Genomic DNA, 17,404 nt, shown 5'->3' with positions numbered 1-17,404 from the left:
AGAATCCAAGCTAGCATAATGGCTTGGATTTTTTTACGCTATCAGCGAACATACATTATTTATTATTGTTCTTTTGCAATAATAATTTTATTACCTTTGCAGCAATAATAATAAAAAGAAATAAAAGAAGTTCTATATATGAAAAAGGTATCGTTGTTGTTTGTATGCTTAGGAAATATATGCCGTTCTCCCGCTGCTGAGGATATAACAAAAAAAATAGCTGAAGACAAAGGAATATTAACACTGTTAGATATAGACTCCGCTGGTATTGGAGACTGGCACATAGGACAACTTCCTGATGCTAGGATGAGAAAACATGGATACATACATGGATACAAATTCAATAGTAAGGCAAGGCAAATATGCATGAACGATTTTAACCGTTTCGACTATATCATCGCAATGGATAAAGATAATTATTCATACTTATCAAATATTGCTCCTAACAAAGAATGTAAAAAGAAGATTTTACGTATTAGCGATTATTTGAAGTTATACCCTAATTATGACAAGATTCCTGATCCATATTATGGAGACGATGATGATTTTGAAAATGTGATTATCCTTCTTGAAGATGCATGCAAAAATTTACCACTTTCGTTATTCAATAAATGAGTCTTCTTTATTCAAAATAAAGGCTAAAGCAATATATAATCCATCAAGGCATAAAAAAAGTAGCTGAAAATCAGCTACTTAATTATTTCATCCGTAGTGGGTACGAGAATCGAACTCGTATGCCAAGATTGAGAATCTTGTATCCTAACCATTAGATGAACCCACCGTGGCTAGTTGCAAAAGTGTGCGGAAGCTGGGGGATTCGAACCCCCGGAACGGTTACCCGTTCGGCAGTTTAGCAAACTACTGGTTTCAGCCACTCACCCAAACTTCCTTTTGGTACAAACCGCAACACTTTTCTCAAATGCGAGTGCAAAGGTAAAGGATTATTTTTGATTACACAAACTTTTCATTGATTTTTTTTTAAAAAGTGCCAAGATTAGAATCATAGGTTATCTAATCCATCACAAATGACAATATACATTAGCCAATAAATGAATATAACATAATAATATCCTCCCTATGCCAACATCTTGTCAACATACTGGCGTACTTCTTTTCTTGCCGCTCCAAGATAATTCTCCACCCTCTTATAATTTTCGCCCAACGTCTTTGATATTTCAGAAACCTTCATTCCATCGTATATGCACATTTTATATATATGACGTTTTTTATCAGATAGAAGAGCTATACCTTTTTCTAATATCTGGTTTATCTCATTTGCTGAATATATAGATAATGTATCATTGTTGCCACATGATGTCGTTGACTTAAAATAATGTTCGTATTCATTAATCAAACGGTGATGGCGCCAAAAATCATAAATAAGATTTCTGGCCACTGTATAAACAAGACAAGGCAATGTTATTTCGGATATCATCTTGTCTGATAAAAGTAGACGTACAAATATATTTTGAACGATATCTTCAACTTCATCAGTATAGTCAATACGTTTACCAACGAATGCTATCAATTCTGCATAATGAGATTGATAGTATTCTGCAATAATGTCAAATTTGGTTTCGCGCTCCTTCATGTTTCAATTTGTGTTTTTAGTATTGCAAAGATAATATTAAAAAACAAATGATGCAACTTAAAGCATTCAAAAAAGGAACACATAATAAAAAATGATACATAAATGATAGCATTTGTAACATACGGTAAAATTCGCATGAAAACTTTTCCAATCAAATGGACTTTTTTAAACATTGCATACATTATTTCTTATTATAATGACATCTGCATTGGCACACTATTTGCATATTATATGATGAAAAGTTGAACATATTAAAACATTAATAACATGCAAAAAGGAAATATTGGGGTTACAACAGAAAACATTTTCCCCGTTATCAAAAAATTCTTGTATTCTGATCACGAAATTTTTCTACGTGAAATTGTTTCTAACGCTGTAGATGCTTCACAGAAAATTAAGACCCTTGCTGAAAAGGGGGATTTCAAGGGTGAACTTGGCGACCTTACTGTTCAAATCAAATTGGATGAGAAGAAAGGAACAATTACTGTCAGTGACCATGGTATTGGTATGACTGAAGAAGAAATAGACAAGTACATCAATCAGATTGCATTTTCTGGCGTAAGTGATTTCCTTGATAAGTATAAGGATAATGCAAACGCTATTATTGGTCACTTCGGACTTGGATTCTATTCTGCTTTCATGGTATCTAAAAAGGTGGAAATCATAACAAAAAGCTATAAGGATGATTCAAAAGCTGTAAAATGGAGCTGCGATGGTTCTCCTTCATTCGAAATTGAAGATGCCAAAAAAGATGATCATGGTTCTGACATTATATTATATATTGATGATGACTGCAAAGAATTCCTGGAAAAAGCCAAAATAGAAAGTCTCCTAAATAAATATTGTAAGTTCATGCCCGTTAGTATTTCTTTCGGGAAAAAAACTGAATGGAAAGATGGAAAACAAGTAGACACTAAAGAAGACAACATTATTAATAATGTAGACCCTTTGTGGACAAAGACTCCAAGTACATTGAAAGATGAAGACTACAAAAAATTCTATCAGACTCTCTACCCTATGCAGGATGAACCTCTCTTCTGGATTCATCTTAATGTAGATTACCCGTTCAACCTTACTGGTATACTTTATTTCCCGCGTATTAAGTCAAACATAGAACTACAACGCAATAAAATACAATTATATTGCAACCAAGTTTTCGTAACAGATCAAGTAGAAGGCATAGTACCGGAATTCCTAACACTATTACATGGTGTTATTGATTCTCCAGATATTCCTCTGAACGTTAGCCGCAGTTACTTGCAAAGTGATGCCAACGTAAAGAAGATTTCAACATATATAACAAAGAAAGTGGCAGATCGTTTGCAAAGTATTTTCAAAGAGGACCGCAAGGAATATGAAGAAAAATGGGATAATCTTAAAATATTCATTAATTATGGTATGCTTTCTGAAGCGGATAATTTCTACGAAAAGGCTAAAGATTTCTCTTTAATGAAAGATACCGACAACAAATATTTCACTTTTGACGAATACAAACAATTAATTAAAGATAACCAAACAGATAAAGAAGGAAACTTGATTTATCTTTATGCCAATAACCTAGAGGAACAATATACCTATATAGAAGCGGCTAAAGCAAAAGGATATAGCGTACTACTGCTTGACGGTCAGTTGGATATTCCGGTTATCTCTATGCTTGAACAAAAATTTGAAAAGAGTAGATTTACACGTGTTGACTCTGACATTATAGACAGACTCATTATTAAGGAAGATCATAAAGAATCAGAACTTGACAGTGATAAGCGTGACAATTTGTCATCTGTGTTCCGTTCTCAAATGCCAAAACTTGACAAAATAGAGTTCAATGTTGAGGTTCAAGCTCTAGGAGAACAAATGCAGCCTGTAATTATAACCCAGAGTGAATATATGAGACGTATGAAAGATATCAGCAGATTTCAGGCAGGAATGAGTTTCTATGCACAAATGCCTGATTCTTATTCATTGGTATTAAATAGTGATCACCCTCTAGTTAAAAAAGTACTTGATGATGCAACCTCAAGCACAGACGAAAAACTTAAGCCGATACTAGGTGAACTAAAAGGTCAGCAAGCTCGTCTTGCTGCGTTACATCAAGCTCAATCTAAAAAGAAACCAGAGGAAATTACACAAGAAGAAAAAGATGACATACAAAATACTGAAAAAGAATTAGAAGCTGAACGAAGTAAGAAAGAGAGTATTATAGCCGAATATGCAAAAAACAATAACATTGTACACCAGCTTATCGATTTAGCTCTTTTACAGAACGGAATGCTAAAAGGTGCTGCTCTAGATAAATTCTTAAAACGCTCTATTGACTTGATTAAATAATCAAATAGAACATATAAAAAGGCCTTTCTATTATTGGGAAAGGCCTTTTTTATTGATGAAAGATATTTTTGAAAAAAAAGTTATATAAAAATTTGGAGGAATAAAATAAAAGCCTTACCTTTGCACTCGCAATCAAGAAATGAGGCTCCGTAGCTCAACTGAATAGAGTAGCTGACTACGGATCAGCAGGTTTAGGGTTTGAATCCCTACGGAGTCACATAAGAGAAAAGGTTTCCAAAATGGAAACCTTTTTTGCATTATATACTTGTATATTACAAAATTTACGACTGGATTTTATGTGATGTTAAATTATCATATTATGCAAGTTTAGATAATGAGAATCATATTGGTTCAAATACTTAATATAATAAGTATATCATGATATAAAACATGTAATATGAGCATTATATTAAAATATTTTCTCTTAAAGTCATTTTTGTTTTTAATTTCAACACATTTTTAAAAGACAGAATACACCCTATTCGACCAAAGCCTAATTAGACACCAGTTCAATTCTTGCATTTGTTTATCCTATTGTAGAGACTAACAATACCAAATAAACCTTTATCATCTTTATATAAAATCATTAGACATAGGTTATAAGTTATCTAAATACAAGTCATAACAATGCCCCAATATAAAAATATGATTTCGTCTGCATAATAAGTTGCTTTAAGCTAAACAGAAAAATTGTAAATATCTTAAAGTGTAGACAGAAAATAAAATGCAAACAGCTCGATAGTTGTTAACATGAGTTTATCATTGAATTTTTTACATCTTTAAATTAGATAATTCCAGTTTTGTATAAATATCTTCAGCAATATTACAGATTTCATTGTATTAACACCACATAAGGTATTAAATAAGACCCTACTGATATAATATCTGATACATGAATTCGTCGCATGCATGTGACGTTTCAGAAAAAGGATAATCTTTGAGCCGTAAAACGCCATGATATACCGCTTGAATAGACTCTTAATACTTCAGATTTGAAGTTTTCAATACAAAAACGATCTACACGTCTTTTCTTTTCAATTTTACACATTTTATTTTAAGCCAATGTAAACCGTTTCTGCATAAAGTCAAAACCCACCCTATTACTTTCATTATAAAAACTACAAATTATATTAGCAAAATCTTTATAAAAATAACATAGACTTGCAAACTCAATCAAAAGACAATGAAAGTATAATAATATCATCCAGAATAACGACCAAGCCACAAAATACGAACGAACTATTATTCAGTAAATATTTAAATTAATTAGTTAGAATAATGAACAAAAAAGGGACTTAATTAAGTCCCTTTTGTACGCCCGCAGGGGTTCGAACCCTGGACCCTCTGATTAAGAGTCAGATGCTCTACCAACTGAGCTACGAGCGCCTTTTTTATCAGCAATCAGGCTATTTCTGAATTGCGATTGCAAAGGTAAGGCTTTTCTTTGTAACAGCCAAATTATTGAATAACTTTTTTAAGAAAAAGTGCATTTTTTAGTCCAATATAAAGATTTCACTAGGAACTTTTCTTCTAAGTACATCAAGTTGTACATCCTTGCCTACCAACACACCATAACTTCTCAAAGTACTTTCAACTGTCTTACGAGCTAATTCTGGGTGATTATTTTCTTCACTTAAATGACACAACCATATATGACGAAGATTTTCCGTCATATTTTCAGCGATAGCCTTTCCGCAATCTGCATTACACAAATGACCATCAGGGCCCGACACTCTATCTTTAAGGTATTGTGGATAAGGACCGTTCATGAGCATTTCCATATCATGGTTGGCTTCTATAACTAAATAATTGGCTTCTGAAATATAATTTTTCATGTCGTCTGTTACATGTCCTACATCTGTCATAAGACAAAATACAATACCGCCAACATCTATTTTGTAACCCACATTATCTGAACTGTCATGAGGAACTTCAAATGAAATAATATGAAAGTCTCCCAATTGGAAAGATTCACCTTTCTCTATTTCTTTAATGTGTTCATCTTGTATTTTTCGTTGTACACAATAGCTGCGCGTAATGCCATGGTGAACCTTATGCGTAGCATAAACCGACAGTCCATATTCGTAACTCATACTACCTACTGACTTTATATGATCAGCATGATCGTGAGTTATCAGGATGTTATTCACATCATCAATCTTCAAATTTCTATCTTTGAAGTATTTCTTTAGTGTCCTTATTCCTATTCCGGTATCTATCAGTATCCCATTATTTTCAGTGTAAAGATAGTAACAATTTCCGCTACTTCCACTGCCAAAGGATATAAATCTTAGCATTTTAAATTTGTTATTTTATGCAAAAGTACAGAAAATATGACTAAAAACCAAAATATAATGTATATCTTTGTAATATATTTATTATTTAATATGAAATTTAATTATTCATTAATATCACTTTCTATCGCATTTTCTACAGCATTATTTAGTTGTGGTGTAACACACAAAGGCGATAACGACCAAATAAATAAAGAAGTAGATGATTTCGCTACGTCTTATTTCAACTACAATTATAAGGAAGCGATAAGACACTGCACTCAGGAATCAAGGAAATGGCTAATATATGCTGCATCAAATATACACGATGCTGATATCATGGTCTTAAAGAATTCGAAAGAAGGGGCTTCAATTGTAATAAACGATTATGAATTTCATGATAATGACACTACCGGATGTGTTCTAATTACCGTGCATAATTATATGCAACTAGACACAATTGGCAAAGCTGGACGTATAATTAAACAAGCAGACTTCCGCCTGCCGGTTGTATTACGTAATAAGAGATGGACTATTAAAATGGAAGCCCCACTGCGAAGTGAAAAGCCAAATCACGACTAAGTTTAGGATTTGCTATCGCATAATGTTCTTTTTGTGTATCATATGCCGGATTTATTGCCTTCATACCAACATCAAACCTAAGAATAAAATAATCGAAATTAAGTCTAAGTCCTAAGCCGTATGCTACGGCTATCTGCTTATAGAATTCATTTATTTTAAATTGCCCTCCAGGCTGCTCGGCATAATCCCTTAATGTCCATATGTTGCCTGCATCAACAAAAACAGCACCATTAAATTTCCAAAACAAGAAAGTGCGATATTCCATATTCATGTCCAACTTCATATCACCAGTCTGATTTATAAAATCAATAGCGCCGTCTACTCCTCTATATTTTCCAGGACCAAGTCCTCTTACGCTCCATCCTCTAACGGAATTTGCTCCTCCAGAAAAATACCTTTTCTCAAAAGGTAGAACTGTACTATTACCATACGGATAGGCAATACCTAAATTACAGTGCAACGCTAGTGAATTTCGTCTATCGAATGTTATCAACTTCGTATAATCAAAATCAGCTTTAACATACTGTGCATATGCTATATTGAATAATGTATAATTGCCCTTATCGTCTTTTTTAGCGTTTGTAAGATGAGAAAATGCATTGAAGAGATTTCCAGCAGTTTCAATATTAGCTTTAAATGCATGCTTCCCGTTATTATAAGCATATCCGAAACCAATTTTTGCGATAAACAAATCTTCATAATTATACCTTAATATTGCATTACGATTGCTAACACTGTCAAGATATTCTTTCTTAAAGGTTTCTGATATCCATGGCATATGTATATAATTCAGATCAAGAATATCTATTTTGTATTGTGAATGGCTTTCCGGATTATTCCACTTATATCTTAATCCTGCCGAAAAGACTCTACGGTGGAACTCTGGTCTATTCTGCATATCATAAGATAAAGATATTTCTGATGATACATTAATACCATTACGACTATTTGGCAGCATAAATGGTAAGACGAATCGTGGAAATTGTAATTTAGTCTCTAAACTATATTCAACAAAATTGCTATTCTGATAACCTTCAAGGCCTTTAATTGCTTCAAAAGCCCCTCGTAATTCTACACTTAACAATTCAGATCCTCTAAAGAGATTTCTATTCTCGTATGTCAGAGATGCCGCAGCACCAAGATCACCCGCAGTATTTGTACCTTCAGGCTGAAAACTTATCGTACTCGGTTTGTTGGTGTTAATTTGTACATCACAGTCAAGAATGGTCGAGTCCGGAACTTCTTTGAATTTAATATTTGTATATCTTACAGCCTGCAAACAGCCAAAGTTATTATACGTTTTTTGCAAATCGTCAGAACTATACAAACGGCCCTTTTCTATTAATGTATTATCTTCAAGTACACGTTTTCTTAAATGAATATCAGTACTATCTGCATTATAGAAATTAACATTCCTGATTTTATATTGAGGATGATCAGTCTCTGGCGCATTGTTATTTTGCCTATACTTCATCAAATGCAAAACCAAATCTACATATCTATTGTTGCCTATAGAATCTGCCGAATAAACAATAAAATCTTTATGAAAATGGTAATATCCATTATCCGTGAGTATTTTAGCAATACGATTACGCTCTTTGTCTAGTGTACTTACGTCAAATTTCATACCAGAATGTAATCCCCACTTTGTAGAGTCATCAGTCATTAAAATTTTCGCTATATTCTTATCTTGTATATCGTATTTTAAATTTCTTATAAAAAACGGTTCACCAGGTACAAGAGTATATATTACTTTAATTTTTTTCCTGTGAACTTTTGTCTGCAGATTTACAATAGCATTCATGTATCCCATATTTTGCAAAGCTGTCCTTAGATCATTACAACTCAACCTTGCTTGAAGCGTATCATATATAATTGGTTTTTCTCCAAAACGTTGAAGCGTTCTGTTTATCCATTTTGAAGTATCCCTTCCTGCCATAGCATATGTTCCAAGAGGAATTTTAAATAGAGAGAACCATTTAGAATTACTATGTTGTCTGACGTATTGCCTTAATGCATTTGCATCAATATCTTTAGCGTTGGTCTTAACTTCCACTTTTTCAAGTAGATACTCTTTATCTGGCACAAACTTAGAAGCCGAGCAGGCTACCAAGACAACTATAACAGAAGCAAAAGCTGTATTCTTTATTATACTATGAAAATTCCAAATCACGTTCTGTAAATCAACTTAAATCAATTTATTAATAATATTAATTGTCGGCGAAGTTACAAATAAAATCTGAGAGATTAGTTTTCAGTAACCATTTATTTTATATAAGAAGATTATTTATTCTCTATGTGAATAAATATATCTATTTTTTTTGTACCTTTGCTGCATGATTAGCAAGAATAAAATTAAGCAAATCCATTTGCTTGAAACCAAGAAAGGAAGAAAAGTTGAAGGGCTTTTCATTGCCGAAGGTCCAAAGGTTACTGGTGATTTACTAGCCATATATGAAGCTCAGTCTATATATGCTACGAAAGAGTGGCTTGAGAAAAATATTCATACCTATAAAACAGCTAAAGAGATAGTTGAAGTAAGTGAAGATGAGCTACGAAAAATAAGCATGTTACAGCATCCTCAGCAAGTATTGGCGCTATTCTCTATTGAAGACAAAAAACCTGAAATCAATAATCTTTCAAAGAAATTATGTATTGCCCTAGATGGAGTACAAGATCCTGGTAATTTAGGCACTATTATAAGAGTGGCTGACTGGTTTGGAATAACTGATATATTTTGTAGTTACGACACTGCTGATGTATATAATCCAAAAGTAATTCAGGCCACAATGGGAAGTATCGCAAGAGTAAATGTATATTATACAGACTTGAAAAAAATAGTTAACGGTCTACCAAATGACTTTCCTGTATATGGAACATCATTAGATGGTCAAAATATTTACGAGCAAGTACTTTCTGATAAAGGGCTTATTATTATGGGGAATGAAGGAAACGGCATATCACAACCAATTATGGAAAAGATTACAAATAAATTATTAATACCTAATTATCCACCTGAAAGAGAAACGGCAGATAGTCTAAATGTAGCCATAGCTACTGCTATTGTATGCAGTGAATTCAGGAGAAAATGCAATAAATAGGGAAAAAATCCGTTTATACACAAATGAAAAGATTTTGTGTCATATTAATATTTATAATAATCATAATCGAGCCTGTTTTATCCGCTAGTTTTATTCTTTCGGGTAAAGTGGTAGATGAGACACAAACTCCTATTGAACTAGCTTCTATAGTTTGCAAAAGTCAAGGCAGAATAGTAAATTCAAATCTAAAAGGAGAATTTACGATGCACCTTAAGTCTGAAGATTCCGTTATTGTAAGGATCTCTATGATTGGCTATCAGACTAAACGCTTATCTTTAAAACACCCAAAAGGCAAAATAACAGTTACAATTGTTATGCCAAGTATGAATTCGTTAGGAGAAATCTTTGTTACCGAAAAACACAGGCAGTATGATCAAATACAGAACTTGGATACAAAAGACCTAAAATCTATGCCTTCTACAAATGGTAATACAATAGAAGAAATGATACAAAGCCAAGCAGGGGTATCTACACATAACGAATTGTCAACACAATATAATGTAAGAGGTGGAAACTTTGATGAGAATAGTGTTTACATAAATAACATAGAAGTGTATCGACCATTTTTAATTCATAGTGGACAACAGGAAGGATTAAGTGTTATAAACCCTGATATGGTCGAGAAAATTGGTTTTTCTACAGGAGGTTTCGAAGCTAAATACTCTGATAAGATGTCATCCGCTCTAGATATAACATATAAAAAGCCAACTGAATCGGAAGCAAAAATTCAAGCCAGTCTAATCGGTGCAAGCTGTTATATAGGACTAGCAGCAAAAAAGATATCATGGATTAATGGTATAAGATATAAGACAAGCAAATGTTTATTAGGATCATTAGATACAAAGGGTGAATATGATCCACGTTTTTTTGACTATCAATCTTATTTAAGCTATCAACCTAATAAACGTTGGACCATTGACTTTCTTGGTAACGTATCAACCAACAGCTATAACTTCACGCCAAAGGATAGAGAAACAGATTTTGGCACATTACAGAATATAAAAAAGTTCAAGGTATACTTTGATGGAAGTGAGAAAGACCTTTTTAATACTTATTTTGGAGCCTTGAGTGTTACACGTAATATAAGTATAAACACTAAAATATCATTTCTGTCGTCAGCCTTTTATACAAAAGAGCAAGAAACTTATGACATTCAAAGTCAATACTGGCTTACAGAGTCCGAAGCCACAGAAAATCTCGGTATCGGGACATACATGGAGCATGCCAGAAATTATATCAAGACAAACGTTGAAAGTTTCAAAATAATTTTAGACCACATATCAAAAGCCCATCATATTATATCAGGATTGACTTACAAGATTGAGCATGTAAAAGAAAATAGTAACGAATATGAAATGAGAGATTCAAGTGGATATTCAATACCTCATACAGGCTCTAATCTGCAAATGACTTATTCACTGAAATGCCTAAATTATTTGAATTCTTCTAGAGTTGAAGCCTTTATTCAGGACACTTATAAATTCAAATCATTCGGAGGAACATTTTATTCTCTAAATTATGGAGTTAGATACAGTAGATGGAGTTATAATAGTGAAAGTCTATTTAGTCCGCGACTTTCACTAACAATAATACCTGAAAAATATGAAAACCTAACTTTAAGATTTGCAACAGGACTTTACTACCAGTCACCATTTTTCAAAGAAATTAGAGATACTACAACTACTAATGGAATAACAGTAGCTACCCTAAACAGTAAGATAAAGAGCCAGAGATCAATACATTTTGTAATCGGTTTAGATTACAGATTTAAGATTAATGACCGAGCCTATAAATTCACTGCAGAAACTTACTATAAAGCATTGTCAAACCTAATACCATACAATGTAGATAACATGAGAATAGTATACTATGGCAATAACCAAAGTTCTGGTCATGCTATGGGGTTTGATTTAAAATTATACGGAGAGTTTGTTCCAGAAACAGATTCGTGGATTAGTTTTTCTCTCATGAATACAAAAGAGAAAATAAACGGTAAAAGTATACCATTACCTACAGATCAAAGATATGCATTTAACTTTTACTTTACAGACTACTTTCCTGGTACAATAAGATGGAAAATGTCATTGAAAATGTCTTACGCAGACGGGCTGCCATTCGGTGCGCCACATAAAGGACTTGAAGACAACAATTTTAGGGCACCTGCATATAAAAGAGCTGACATAGGCATGAGCTACAGACTAGTAAACAACGAAAATAAAGATAAAAAGTCTATCTTCCGTAATATTTGGTTAGGAGTAGACTGTCTAAATCTATTAGACATAAATAATGTAAGTTCATATTATTGGATAACTGACGTAACAAGCAAACAATACGCTGTACCAAACTATCTAACAGGAAGGCAAATTAATGCCAAATTGCAATTTGAATTTTAATGTAAAGTTTAAGGTTTGTTGCTTTGTCTAAAAACTTGCATTTTTATTTTGTTATTAGCTAGAATTAAAGTACCTTTGCATAAAATTTGGATTAAAAGATACTCATAAAAATCAATAAAAAAAATATGAAAATTTCACACATTGAACATTTGGGCATTGCAGTACAAAGTATTGAAGAAGCCCTACCGTATTTTGAAAATGTATTAGGCCTAAAGTGCTATAACATTGAAGAGGTAGCAGATCAAAAGGTAAAAACTGCATTCTTAAAATGTGGAGAGGTTAAGTTGGAGCTATTAGAGCCAACATCACCAGAGAGCACTATTCAGAAATGGTTGGATAAAGGTAACCACGGTGTACATCATGTAGCATTCTGTATAGAAGACGGTGTTGCCAACGCATTAGCCGAATGTGACGAAAAAGGACTTCGTCTAATAGATAAAGCTCCAAGAAAAGGAGCAGAGAATCTTAATATTGCATTTTTACATCCTAAATCAACAGAAGGAATACTCACAGAATTATGTGAGCACTAATTTAGTGTATAATTATAAATATTCATATATACAAATAAAATGAGTAAACAATTAGAAAAAATCAAAGAGCTTATTGCCAAACGCGAACAAGCTCGTATTGGAGGTGGAGAAAAAGCTATTGAAAAACAACATGCTCGTGGCAAATACACTGCGCGTGAACGTATAGATATGTTACTTGACGAAGGAAGTTTCGAAGAGTATGATATGTTTAAACTTCATCGTTGTACAAACTTCGGTATGGAGAAAAAACAGTTCTTGGGTGACGGTGTGGTAGCTGGTTCAGGTACTATTGATGGCCGTCTTGTTTACATTTTTGCACAAGATTTCACCGTCAATGGAGGTTCGCTTTCTGAGACAATGGCACAAAAAATATGCAAAGTAATGGATATGGCAATGAAGATGGGCGCTCCTGTTATTGGTATCAATGATTCAGGTGGTGCACGTATTCAAGAAGGAATATGCGCTCTTGCCGGCTTTGGCGAAATTTTTGAACGCAATATTCTTGCATCTGGCGTTATACCACAAATTTCTGGTATTTTTGGCCCATGTGCAGGCGGTGCTGTATATTCTCCGGCATTAACTGACTTTACACTTATGATGGAAAACACATCATATATGTTCCTTACAGGTCCTAAGGTTGTCAAGACCGTAACCGGAGAAGACATAGATCAGGAACACCTTGGTGGTGCATCTGTTCACTCAACAAAGAGTGGTGTAACCCATTTCACCGCATCTACAGAAGAAGAGGCAATGCATATGATAAAAACCCTTATCGGCTACATACCTAGCAACAATATGGAAGAAGCGCCTCGCAAAGAATGCACAGATCCTATCGATCGTAAAGAAGATCTCTTAAACGAGATTTTGCCTGATAACCCTAATGAAGCTTATGATATGTACAAAGTTATCAGCGCCATCACTGATAATGGAGAATTTTTTGAAGTTCAACCTAAATTTGCTAAAAACATTATTGTAGGATTTGCTCGTTTTAATGGACAAAGTGTTGGTATTGTAGCTAACCAACCTTCTTCTTACGCTGGTGTATTAGATGTAAATGCAAGCCGCAAAGGTGCTCGTTTCGTTCGCTTCTGTGATGCATTTAATATTCCTATTGTTTCTCTTGTTGACGTTCCCGGATTCTTACCTGGTACAGGTCAAGAATATAATGCGGTTATCCTGCACGGAGCACAGTTGCTTTATGCCTACGGTGAAGCCACAGTTCCTAAGATCACTATAACATTACGTAAAAGTTATGGTGGCAGCCATATTGTTATGGGATGTAAACAATTACGTAACGACCTCAACTTTGCTTGGCCATCAGCAGAAATCGCAGTTATGGGTGCTTCAGGTGCTGTTGCTGTTCTTTGTGGCAAAGAAGCAAAAGCAGCAGAAGATCCTAAGGCATTCCTAGCAGACAAGGAAGATGAATATACTGAAATGTTCGCCAATCCTTATCAAGCAGCCAAATACGGTTACATTGATGATGTAATTGAGCCTAGAAACACTCGTTTCCGTATATGTCGTGGACTAGCTCAGCTAGCGACAAAGCGCCAGACTCTGCCAGCAAAGAAGCATGGGAACATTCCTATGTAATTGATTTTTCATAAGGAGTTGGGAATAATATTAATTATTTCCAACTCTAATATAAATTAATATAAAGAAAAATATAATGGCAAAGGAAGATAAAAATGTATATGCAGCCATTTCGTTGGCTATACATGAATTTATGGGTAACAACGTACACGATGAAGAATCAGGAAAGATTACAATTGTGCCACGCAATACTCAATGGAATGAACGTCTAATGATGATGACACTTCATCCGTAAAAAATTGAAAATCAAAAATTTGAATTTGAAACAATGAAAGAATATAAGTATACAATTAACGGTAAAAAGTACGAAGTTACTATTGGTGATATTGAAGAAAATATTGCTAACGTTAAGGTTAACGGCGAAGACTACAAAGTAGAAATGGAGAAGCAACAAGAACCTGAAAAGAAAAAGGTTGTTGTACGTCCTGTTGCAAAACCTGTTGCCGCTGCCCCTGCTGCATCACAGAATTCAGCGAGCAAAATAAATACAGCTAACGCTATCAAAGCTCCGCTACCTGGAGTTGTAACTGAAATAAAAGTTGCAGTTGGAGATACTGTAAAATCAGGTGATACTGTTGTAGTATTGGAAGCTATGAAAATGGCTAACAATCTAGATGCAGAGAAAGATGGGAAAGTTACAGCTATACTAGTGCAACCTGGCGAAAGTGTAATGGAAGACACTCCTCTTGTAATTGTTGAATAACAATAACTTATATAATAAAATCCCGATTGAGAATATTCTTCAATCGGGATTTTTTAGTTTTTATATTAAAAAATTATTTTACAACCCTATTGTTTTCAGGAAATACTACTGTTGGCTTGAATTTCTTTGCTTCTTCGAAATCCATTAGGCAATAGGAAATAATAATAACAGTATCACCAACCAGAACTTTACGTGCTGCTGCACCATTAAGACATATACATCCCGAACCCCTTTCGCCTTTTATAATATAAGTTTCAAATCTCTCTCCATTGTTATTATCTACAATCTGAACTTTTTCACCTGATATCATACCAGCAGCATCCATTAGATCTTCATCAATAGTTATACTGCCCATATAGTTGATGTTTGACTCAGTAACAGTAACACAATGTAGTTTTGATTTTAAAATTTCAATCATCATCACCTAATACCTATTTAATTTATTTATATTTAATGTGGTCAATAAGACGTACAGGTTTTTTACCGCAATATACAGTTATACAACCAACTATATATTGTGAATCATCCCATGAAGATACATCCTGTAAAGTATTGCCATCAACAATTGAGAAATACTCCACTTCAAGTCCATCTATCGCATTTATATCTTTTATTACTTTATCATGAGTTTGCTCAACGGTATGTTTTTTGGCATAATCTGTACTGCTTTTGAGAGATTTAAATATATTAGGCGCTATTACACGCTCGTCCGAAGATAGCAATGCATTACGCGAACTACGGGCCAATCCGTCTTCATCACGAACGATTGGGCATTCCACTATCTGTACAGAAATGCCAAGATACTTGACAAGACATTTAATAACAGCTATCTGCTGCCAGTCTTTCTCCCCAAAATAAGCACGTTCGGGACGTACTATATAGAAAAGACGACTAACAACTTGACAGACTCCATTAAAATGACCTGAACGATGAGCTCCCTCCATTACAGAAGTAACAGGAGGGAAATCAAAATGTCGATTATCTGGTGTTGGATACATTTCTTCAACAGAAGGTGCAAATACAAAATCTGCTCCACATTCCTCAATCAGTTTGCAATCAGCATCCAAGTCACGCGGATAACTGTTCAAATCATTTTTATCATTAAACTGAGTGGGATTTACAAAAACAGAAACGACTGTTATATCATTATCTGCCACACTATGATTTACAAGTGATGCATGTCCAGCATGTAGAGCACCCATTGTTGGCACAAGGCCAACTTTTTTACCCTCTTTACGAGCTAAAAACAACTCGTTCTGAAGATCTGAAATTTTATGAAATACTTTCATTTTACCTAAACGTTTTATACGTTTTCAATTTGAACTGCAAAATAACAACATTTTTAGCAAATATGGAAGTAATATGGTAAAAATATGCCAATTAAAGTTGGCTTTTTCCTAAAATACTAGAATTTATGAAGCTTTTTGAATTATTTTTCGTAACTTTGCATTAATTATAAAGCATAAGAAATGAAGGCTAGAAAAATATTATTCATCAATCAGGAGATTGCTCCATATGTTCCTGACAGCGAAATGGCTCTTAAAGGAAAAGACTTGCCACAAGCCATGCAAGATTATGGTATGGAAGTGCGAACTTTTATGCCTAAGTGGGGTAATATAAATGAAAGACGCGGACAATTGCATGAGGTTATCCGACTTTCAGGAATGAATCTAATAATTGATGATACTGATCATCCTTTAATTATTAAGGTCGCTTCAATTCCATCAACACGCATTCAGGTGTATTTTATAGATAATGATGATTATTTTACAAAGCGCCAAATGGCACACGACGAATCAGGAGAAGAATATCCTGATAATGGTGAACGCGCTATATTCTTTGCAAGAGGAGTTCTTGAAACAGTAAAGAAGTTACGTTGGACACCAGATATTATTCATTGTCAGGGATGGATGGCCGCAGTGATTCCTCTTTATGTAAAGACAGCTTATCATGATGAACCTTCTTTCGCAAATGCCAAAGTTGTTTCTTCCATATTTACGAATTCACTAAAAGGAGATTTAGGTGATAACTTCAAGCAGTGTGTAGACTTCAGAGATGCTAAGTCAGAGCTGTTGGATAAATACAATAAAAAGTTTGATTTTTTAGAATTAGGAAAATTGGCAATTGATTATTCTGACGGAATAATTGAGGCTGTATCAGATGCAAACCCTGCTCTTATTGATTATGCCAATGCCAACAATACACCTGTGTTAAAGTTTCAAGCTGAAGAAAACACAGAAGTCTATAAGAACTTCTTTGATCAAATAATAGGAGATAAAGAATAATTTAGTTCATTAAGAAATATACAACTTA

General features: G+C 33.9%; 15 protein-coding genes and 4 tRNA genes. 11 read left to right on the top strand and 8 right to left on the bottom strand.

Annotated elements, in window-relative coordinates:
• Window positions 1-138 precede the first annotated feature (138 nt).
• The gene (locus XYLOR_RS03920; protein ID WP_036877146.1) at window positions 139-615 is read left to right on the top strand and encodes a low molecular weight protein-tyrosine-phosphatase; all 477 of its coding nucleotides are present in this window, start codon (window positions 139-141) and stop codon (window positions 613-615) included.
• A 94-nt stretch (window positions 616-709) separates the two neighbouring features.
• On the opposite strand, the gene XYLOR_RS03915 is transcribed toward XYLOR_RS03920, so the two are convergent.
• The 3 genes from XYLOR_RS03915 to XYLOR_RS03905 form a co-directional block, all read right to left on the bottom strand.
• Window positions 710-781 (bottom strand) — tRNA-Glu (locus tag XYLOR_RS03915).
• Between the two features lie 21 nt (window positions 782-802).
• Window positions 803-889, bottom strand: a tRNA-Ser gene (locus XYLOR_RS03910).
• Window positions 890-1,075: 186 nt separating this feature from the next.
• Window positions 1,076-1,591 (bottom strand): RNA polymerase sigma factor, encoded by a 516-nt coding sequence (locus XYLOR_RS03905; RefSeq protein WP_036877143.1) that lies wholly within the window; start codon window positions 1,589-1,591, stop codon window positions 1,076-1,078.
• Between the two features lie 267 nt (window positions 1,592-1,858).
• On the opposite strand from XYLOR_RS03905, the gene htpG reads away from it, so the two are divergent.
• Together htpG and XYLOR_RS03895 are read left to right on the top strand one after the other, a co-directional pair.
• A complete protein-coding gene (htpG, locus tag XYLOR_RS03900) occupies window positions 1,859-3,916 on the top strand; it encodes a molecular chaperone HtpG (protein WP_036877141.1) in 2,058 nt (685 codons plus the stop codon).
• Between the two features lie 143 nt (window positions 3,917-4,059).
• A tRNA-Arg gene (locus tag XYLOR_RS03895) sits at window positions 4,060-4,133 on the top strand.
• Between the two features lie 1,096 nt (window positions 4,134-5,229).
• On the opposite strand, the gene XYLOR_RS03890 is transcribed toward XYLOR_RS03895, so the two are convergent.
• Both XYLOR_RS03890 and XYLOR_RS03885 read right to left on the bottom strand, forming a co-directional pair.
• Window positions 5,230-5,302 (bottom strand) — tRNA-Lys (locus XYLOR_RS03890).
• A 107-nt stretch (window positions 5,303-5,409) separates the two neighbouring features.
• Window positions 5,410-6,213, bottom strand: coding sequence for an MBL fold metallo-hydrolase (locus tag XYLOR_RS03885; protein ID WP_036877139.1), 804 nt, complete (start codon window positions 6,211-6,213; stop codon window positions 5,410-5,412).
• A 90-nt stretch (window positions 6,214-6,303) separates the two neighbouring features.
• Between XYLOR_RS03885 and XYLOR_RS03880 the strand changes: the two genes are divergently transcribed.
• The gene (locus XYLOR_RS03880) at window positions 6,304-6,771 is read left to right on the top strand and encodes a hypothetical protein (protein ID WP_036877137.1); all 468 of its coding nucleotides are present in this window, start codon (window positions 6,304-6,306) and stop codon (window positions 6,769-6,771) included.
• On the opposite strand, the gene tamL is transcribed toward XYLOR_RS03880, so the two are convergent.
• Entirely contained in the window at window positions 6,725-8,944 is a 2,220-nt protein-coding gene (gene tamL / locus XYLOR_RS03875; protein WP_084608515.1) for a translocation and assembly module lipoprotein TamL, read from the bottom strand. The genes XYLOR_RS03880 and tamL overlap by 47 nt on opposite strands.
• 163 nt (window positions 8,945-9,107) lie before the next feature.
• On the opposite strand from tamL, the gene XYLOR_RS03870 reads away from it, so the two are divergent.
• From XYLOR_RS03870 to XYLOR_RS03850, 6 genes are all read left to right on the top strand, one after another.
• Entirely contained in the window at window positions 9,108-9,872 is a 765-nt protein-coding gene (locus XYLOR_RS03870) for an RNA methyltransferase (RefSeq protein ID WP_036877135.1), read from the top strand.
• Between the two features lie 23 nt (window positions 9,873-9,895).
• Window positions 9,896-12,265 (top strand): TonB-dependent receptor, encoded by a 2,370-nt coding sequence (locus XYLOR_RS03865; protein WP_036877134.1) that lies wholly within the window; start codon window positions 9,896-9,898, stop codon window positions 12,263-12,265.
• A gap of 125 nt (window positions 12,266-12,390) precedes the next feature.
• The gene (gene mce, locus XYLOR_RS03860) at window positions 12,391-12,795 is read left to right on the top strand and encodes a methylmalonyl-CoA epimerase (RefSeq protein WP_036877131.1); all 405 of its coding nucleotides are present in this window, start codon (window positions 12,391-12,393) and stop codon (window positions 12,793-12,795) included.
• A gap of 39 nt (window positions 12,796-12,834) precedes the next feature.
• Entirely contained in the window at window positions 12,835-14,388 is a 1,554-nt protein-coding gene (locus XYLOR_RS03855) for an acyl-CoA carboxylase subunit beta (protein ID WP_036877128.1), read from the top strand.
• 76 nt (window positions 14,389-14,464) lie between these two features.
• Window positions 14,465-14,623 (top strand): hypothetical protein, encoded by a 159-nt coding sequence (locus tag XYLOR_RS13900; protein WP_169730549.1) that lies wholly within the window; start codon window positions 14,465-14,467, stop codon window positions 14,621-14,623.
• Between the two features lie 33 nt (window positions 14,624-14,656).
• Window positions 14,657-15,091 carry an acetyl-CoA carboxylase biotin carboxyl carrier protein gene (locus XYLOR_RS03850; protein WP_036877127.1) on the top strand — a complete coding sequence of 145 codons (435 nt, stop codon included), beginning with the start codon at window positions 14,657-14,659 and terminating at the stop codon, window positions 15,089-15,091.
• Between the two features lie 73 nt (window positions 15,092-15,164).
• On the opposite strand, the gene panD is transcribed toward XYLOR_RS03850, so the two are convergent.
• Both panD and panC read right to left on the bottom strand, forming a co-directional pair.
• Window positions 15,165-15,512, bottom strand: a complete 348-nt coding sequence (panD, locus tag XYLOR_RS03845) for an aspartate 1-decarboxylase (RefSeq protein WP_036877124.1) — start codon at window positions 15,510-15,512, stop codon at window positions 15,165-15,167.
• Window positions 15,513-15,531: 19 nt separating this feature from the next.
• Window positions 15,532-16,380 carry a pantoate--beta-alanine ligase gene (panC, locus tag XYLOR_RS03840; RefSeq protein ID WP_036877121.1) on the bottom strand — a complete coding sequence of 283 codons (849 nt, stop codon included), beginning with the start codon at window positions 16,378-16,380 and terminating at the stop codon, window positions 15,532-15,534.
• Between the two features lie 180 nt (window positions 16,381-16,560).
• On the opposite strand from panC, the gene XYLOR_RS03835 reads away from it, so the two are divergent.
• The gene (locus XYLOR_RS03835; protein ID WP_036877120.1) at window positions 16,561-17,376 is read left to right on the top strand and encodes a glycogen/starch synthase; all 816 of its coding nucleotides are present in this window, start codon (window positions 16,561-16,563) and stop codon (window positions 17,374-17,376) included.
• Window positions 17,377-17,404: the final 28 nt, after the last annotated feature.

Source organism: Xylanibacter oryzae DSM 17970, assembly GCF_000585355.1.
GTDB classification, from domain to species: Bacteria; Bacteroidota; Bacteroidia; order Bacteroidales; family Bacteroidaceae; genus Prevotella; species Prevotella oryzae.
The sequence above is the reverse complement of the archived record's forward strand: the minus strand, read 5'-3'. Positions and strand labels throughout refer to the sequence as shown.

Coding starts and splice junctions, on each gene's coding strand:
- XYLOR_RS03920 (WP_036877146.1), top strand. CDS start 139: ATGAAAAAGGTATCGTTGTTGTTTGTATGCTTAGGAAATATATGCCGT.
- XYLOR_RS03905 (WP_036877143.1), bottom strand. CDS start 1,591: ATGAAGGAGCGCGAAACCAAATTTGACATTATTGCAGAATACTATCAA.
- htpG (WP_036877141.1), top strand. CDS start 1,859: ATGCAAAAAGGAAATATTGGGGTTACAACAGAAAACATTTTCCCCGTT.
- XYLOR_RS03885 (WP_036877139.1), bottom strand. CDS start 6,213: ATGCTAAGATTTATATCCTTTGGCAGTGGAAGTAGCGGAAATTGTTAC.
- XYLOR_RS03880 (WP_036877137.1), top strand. CDS start 6,304: ATGAAATTTAATTATTCATTAATATCACTTTCTATCGCATTTTCTACA.
- XYLOR_RS03870 (WP_036877135.1), top strand. CDS start 9,108: ATGATTAGCAAGAATAAAATTAAGCAAATCCATTTGCTTGAAACCAAG.
- XYLOR_RS03865 (WP_036877134.1), top strand. CDS start 9,896: ATGAAAAGATTTTGTGTCATATTAATATTTATAATAATCATAATCGAG.
- mce (WP_036877131.1), top strand. CDS start 12,391: ATGAAAATTTCACACATTGAACATTTGGGCATTGCAGTACAAAGTATT.
- XYLOR_RS03855 (WP_036877128.1), top strand. CDS start 12,835: ATGAGTAAACAATTAGAAAAAATCAAAGAGCTTATTGCCAAACGCGAA.
- XYLOR_RS13900 (WP_169730549.1), top strand. CDS start 14,465: ATGGCAAAGGAAGATAAAAATGTATATGCAGCCATTTCGTTGGCTATA.
- XYLOR_RS03850 (WP_036877127.1), top strand. CDS start 14,657: ATGAAAGAATATAAGTATACAATTAACGGTAAAAAGTACGAAGTTACT.
- panD (WP_036877124.1), bottom strand. CDS start 15,512: ATGATGATTGAAATTTTAAAATCAAAACTACATTGTGTTACTGTTACT.
- panC (WP_036877121.1), bottom strand. CDS start 16,380: ATGAAAGTATTTCATAAAATTTCAGATCTTCAGAACGAGTTGTTTTTA.
- XYLOR_RS03835 (WP_036877120.1), top strand. CDS start 16,561: ATGAAGGCTAGAAAAATATTATTCATCAATCAGGAGATTGCTCCATAT.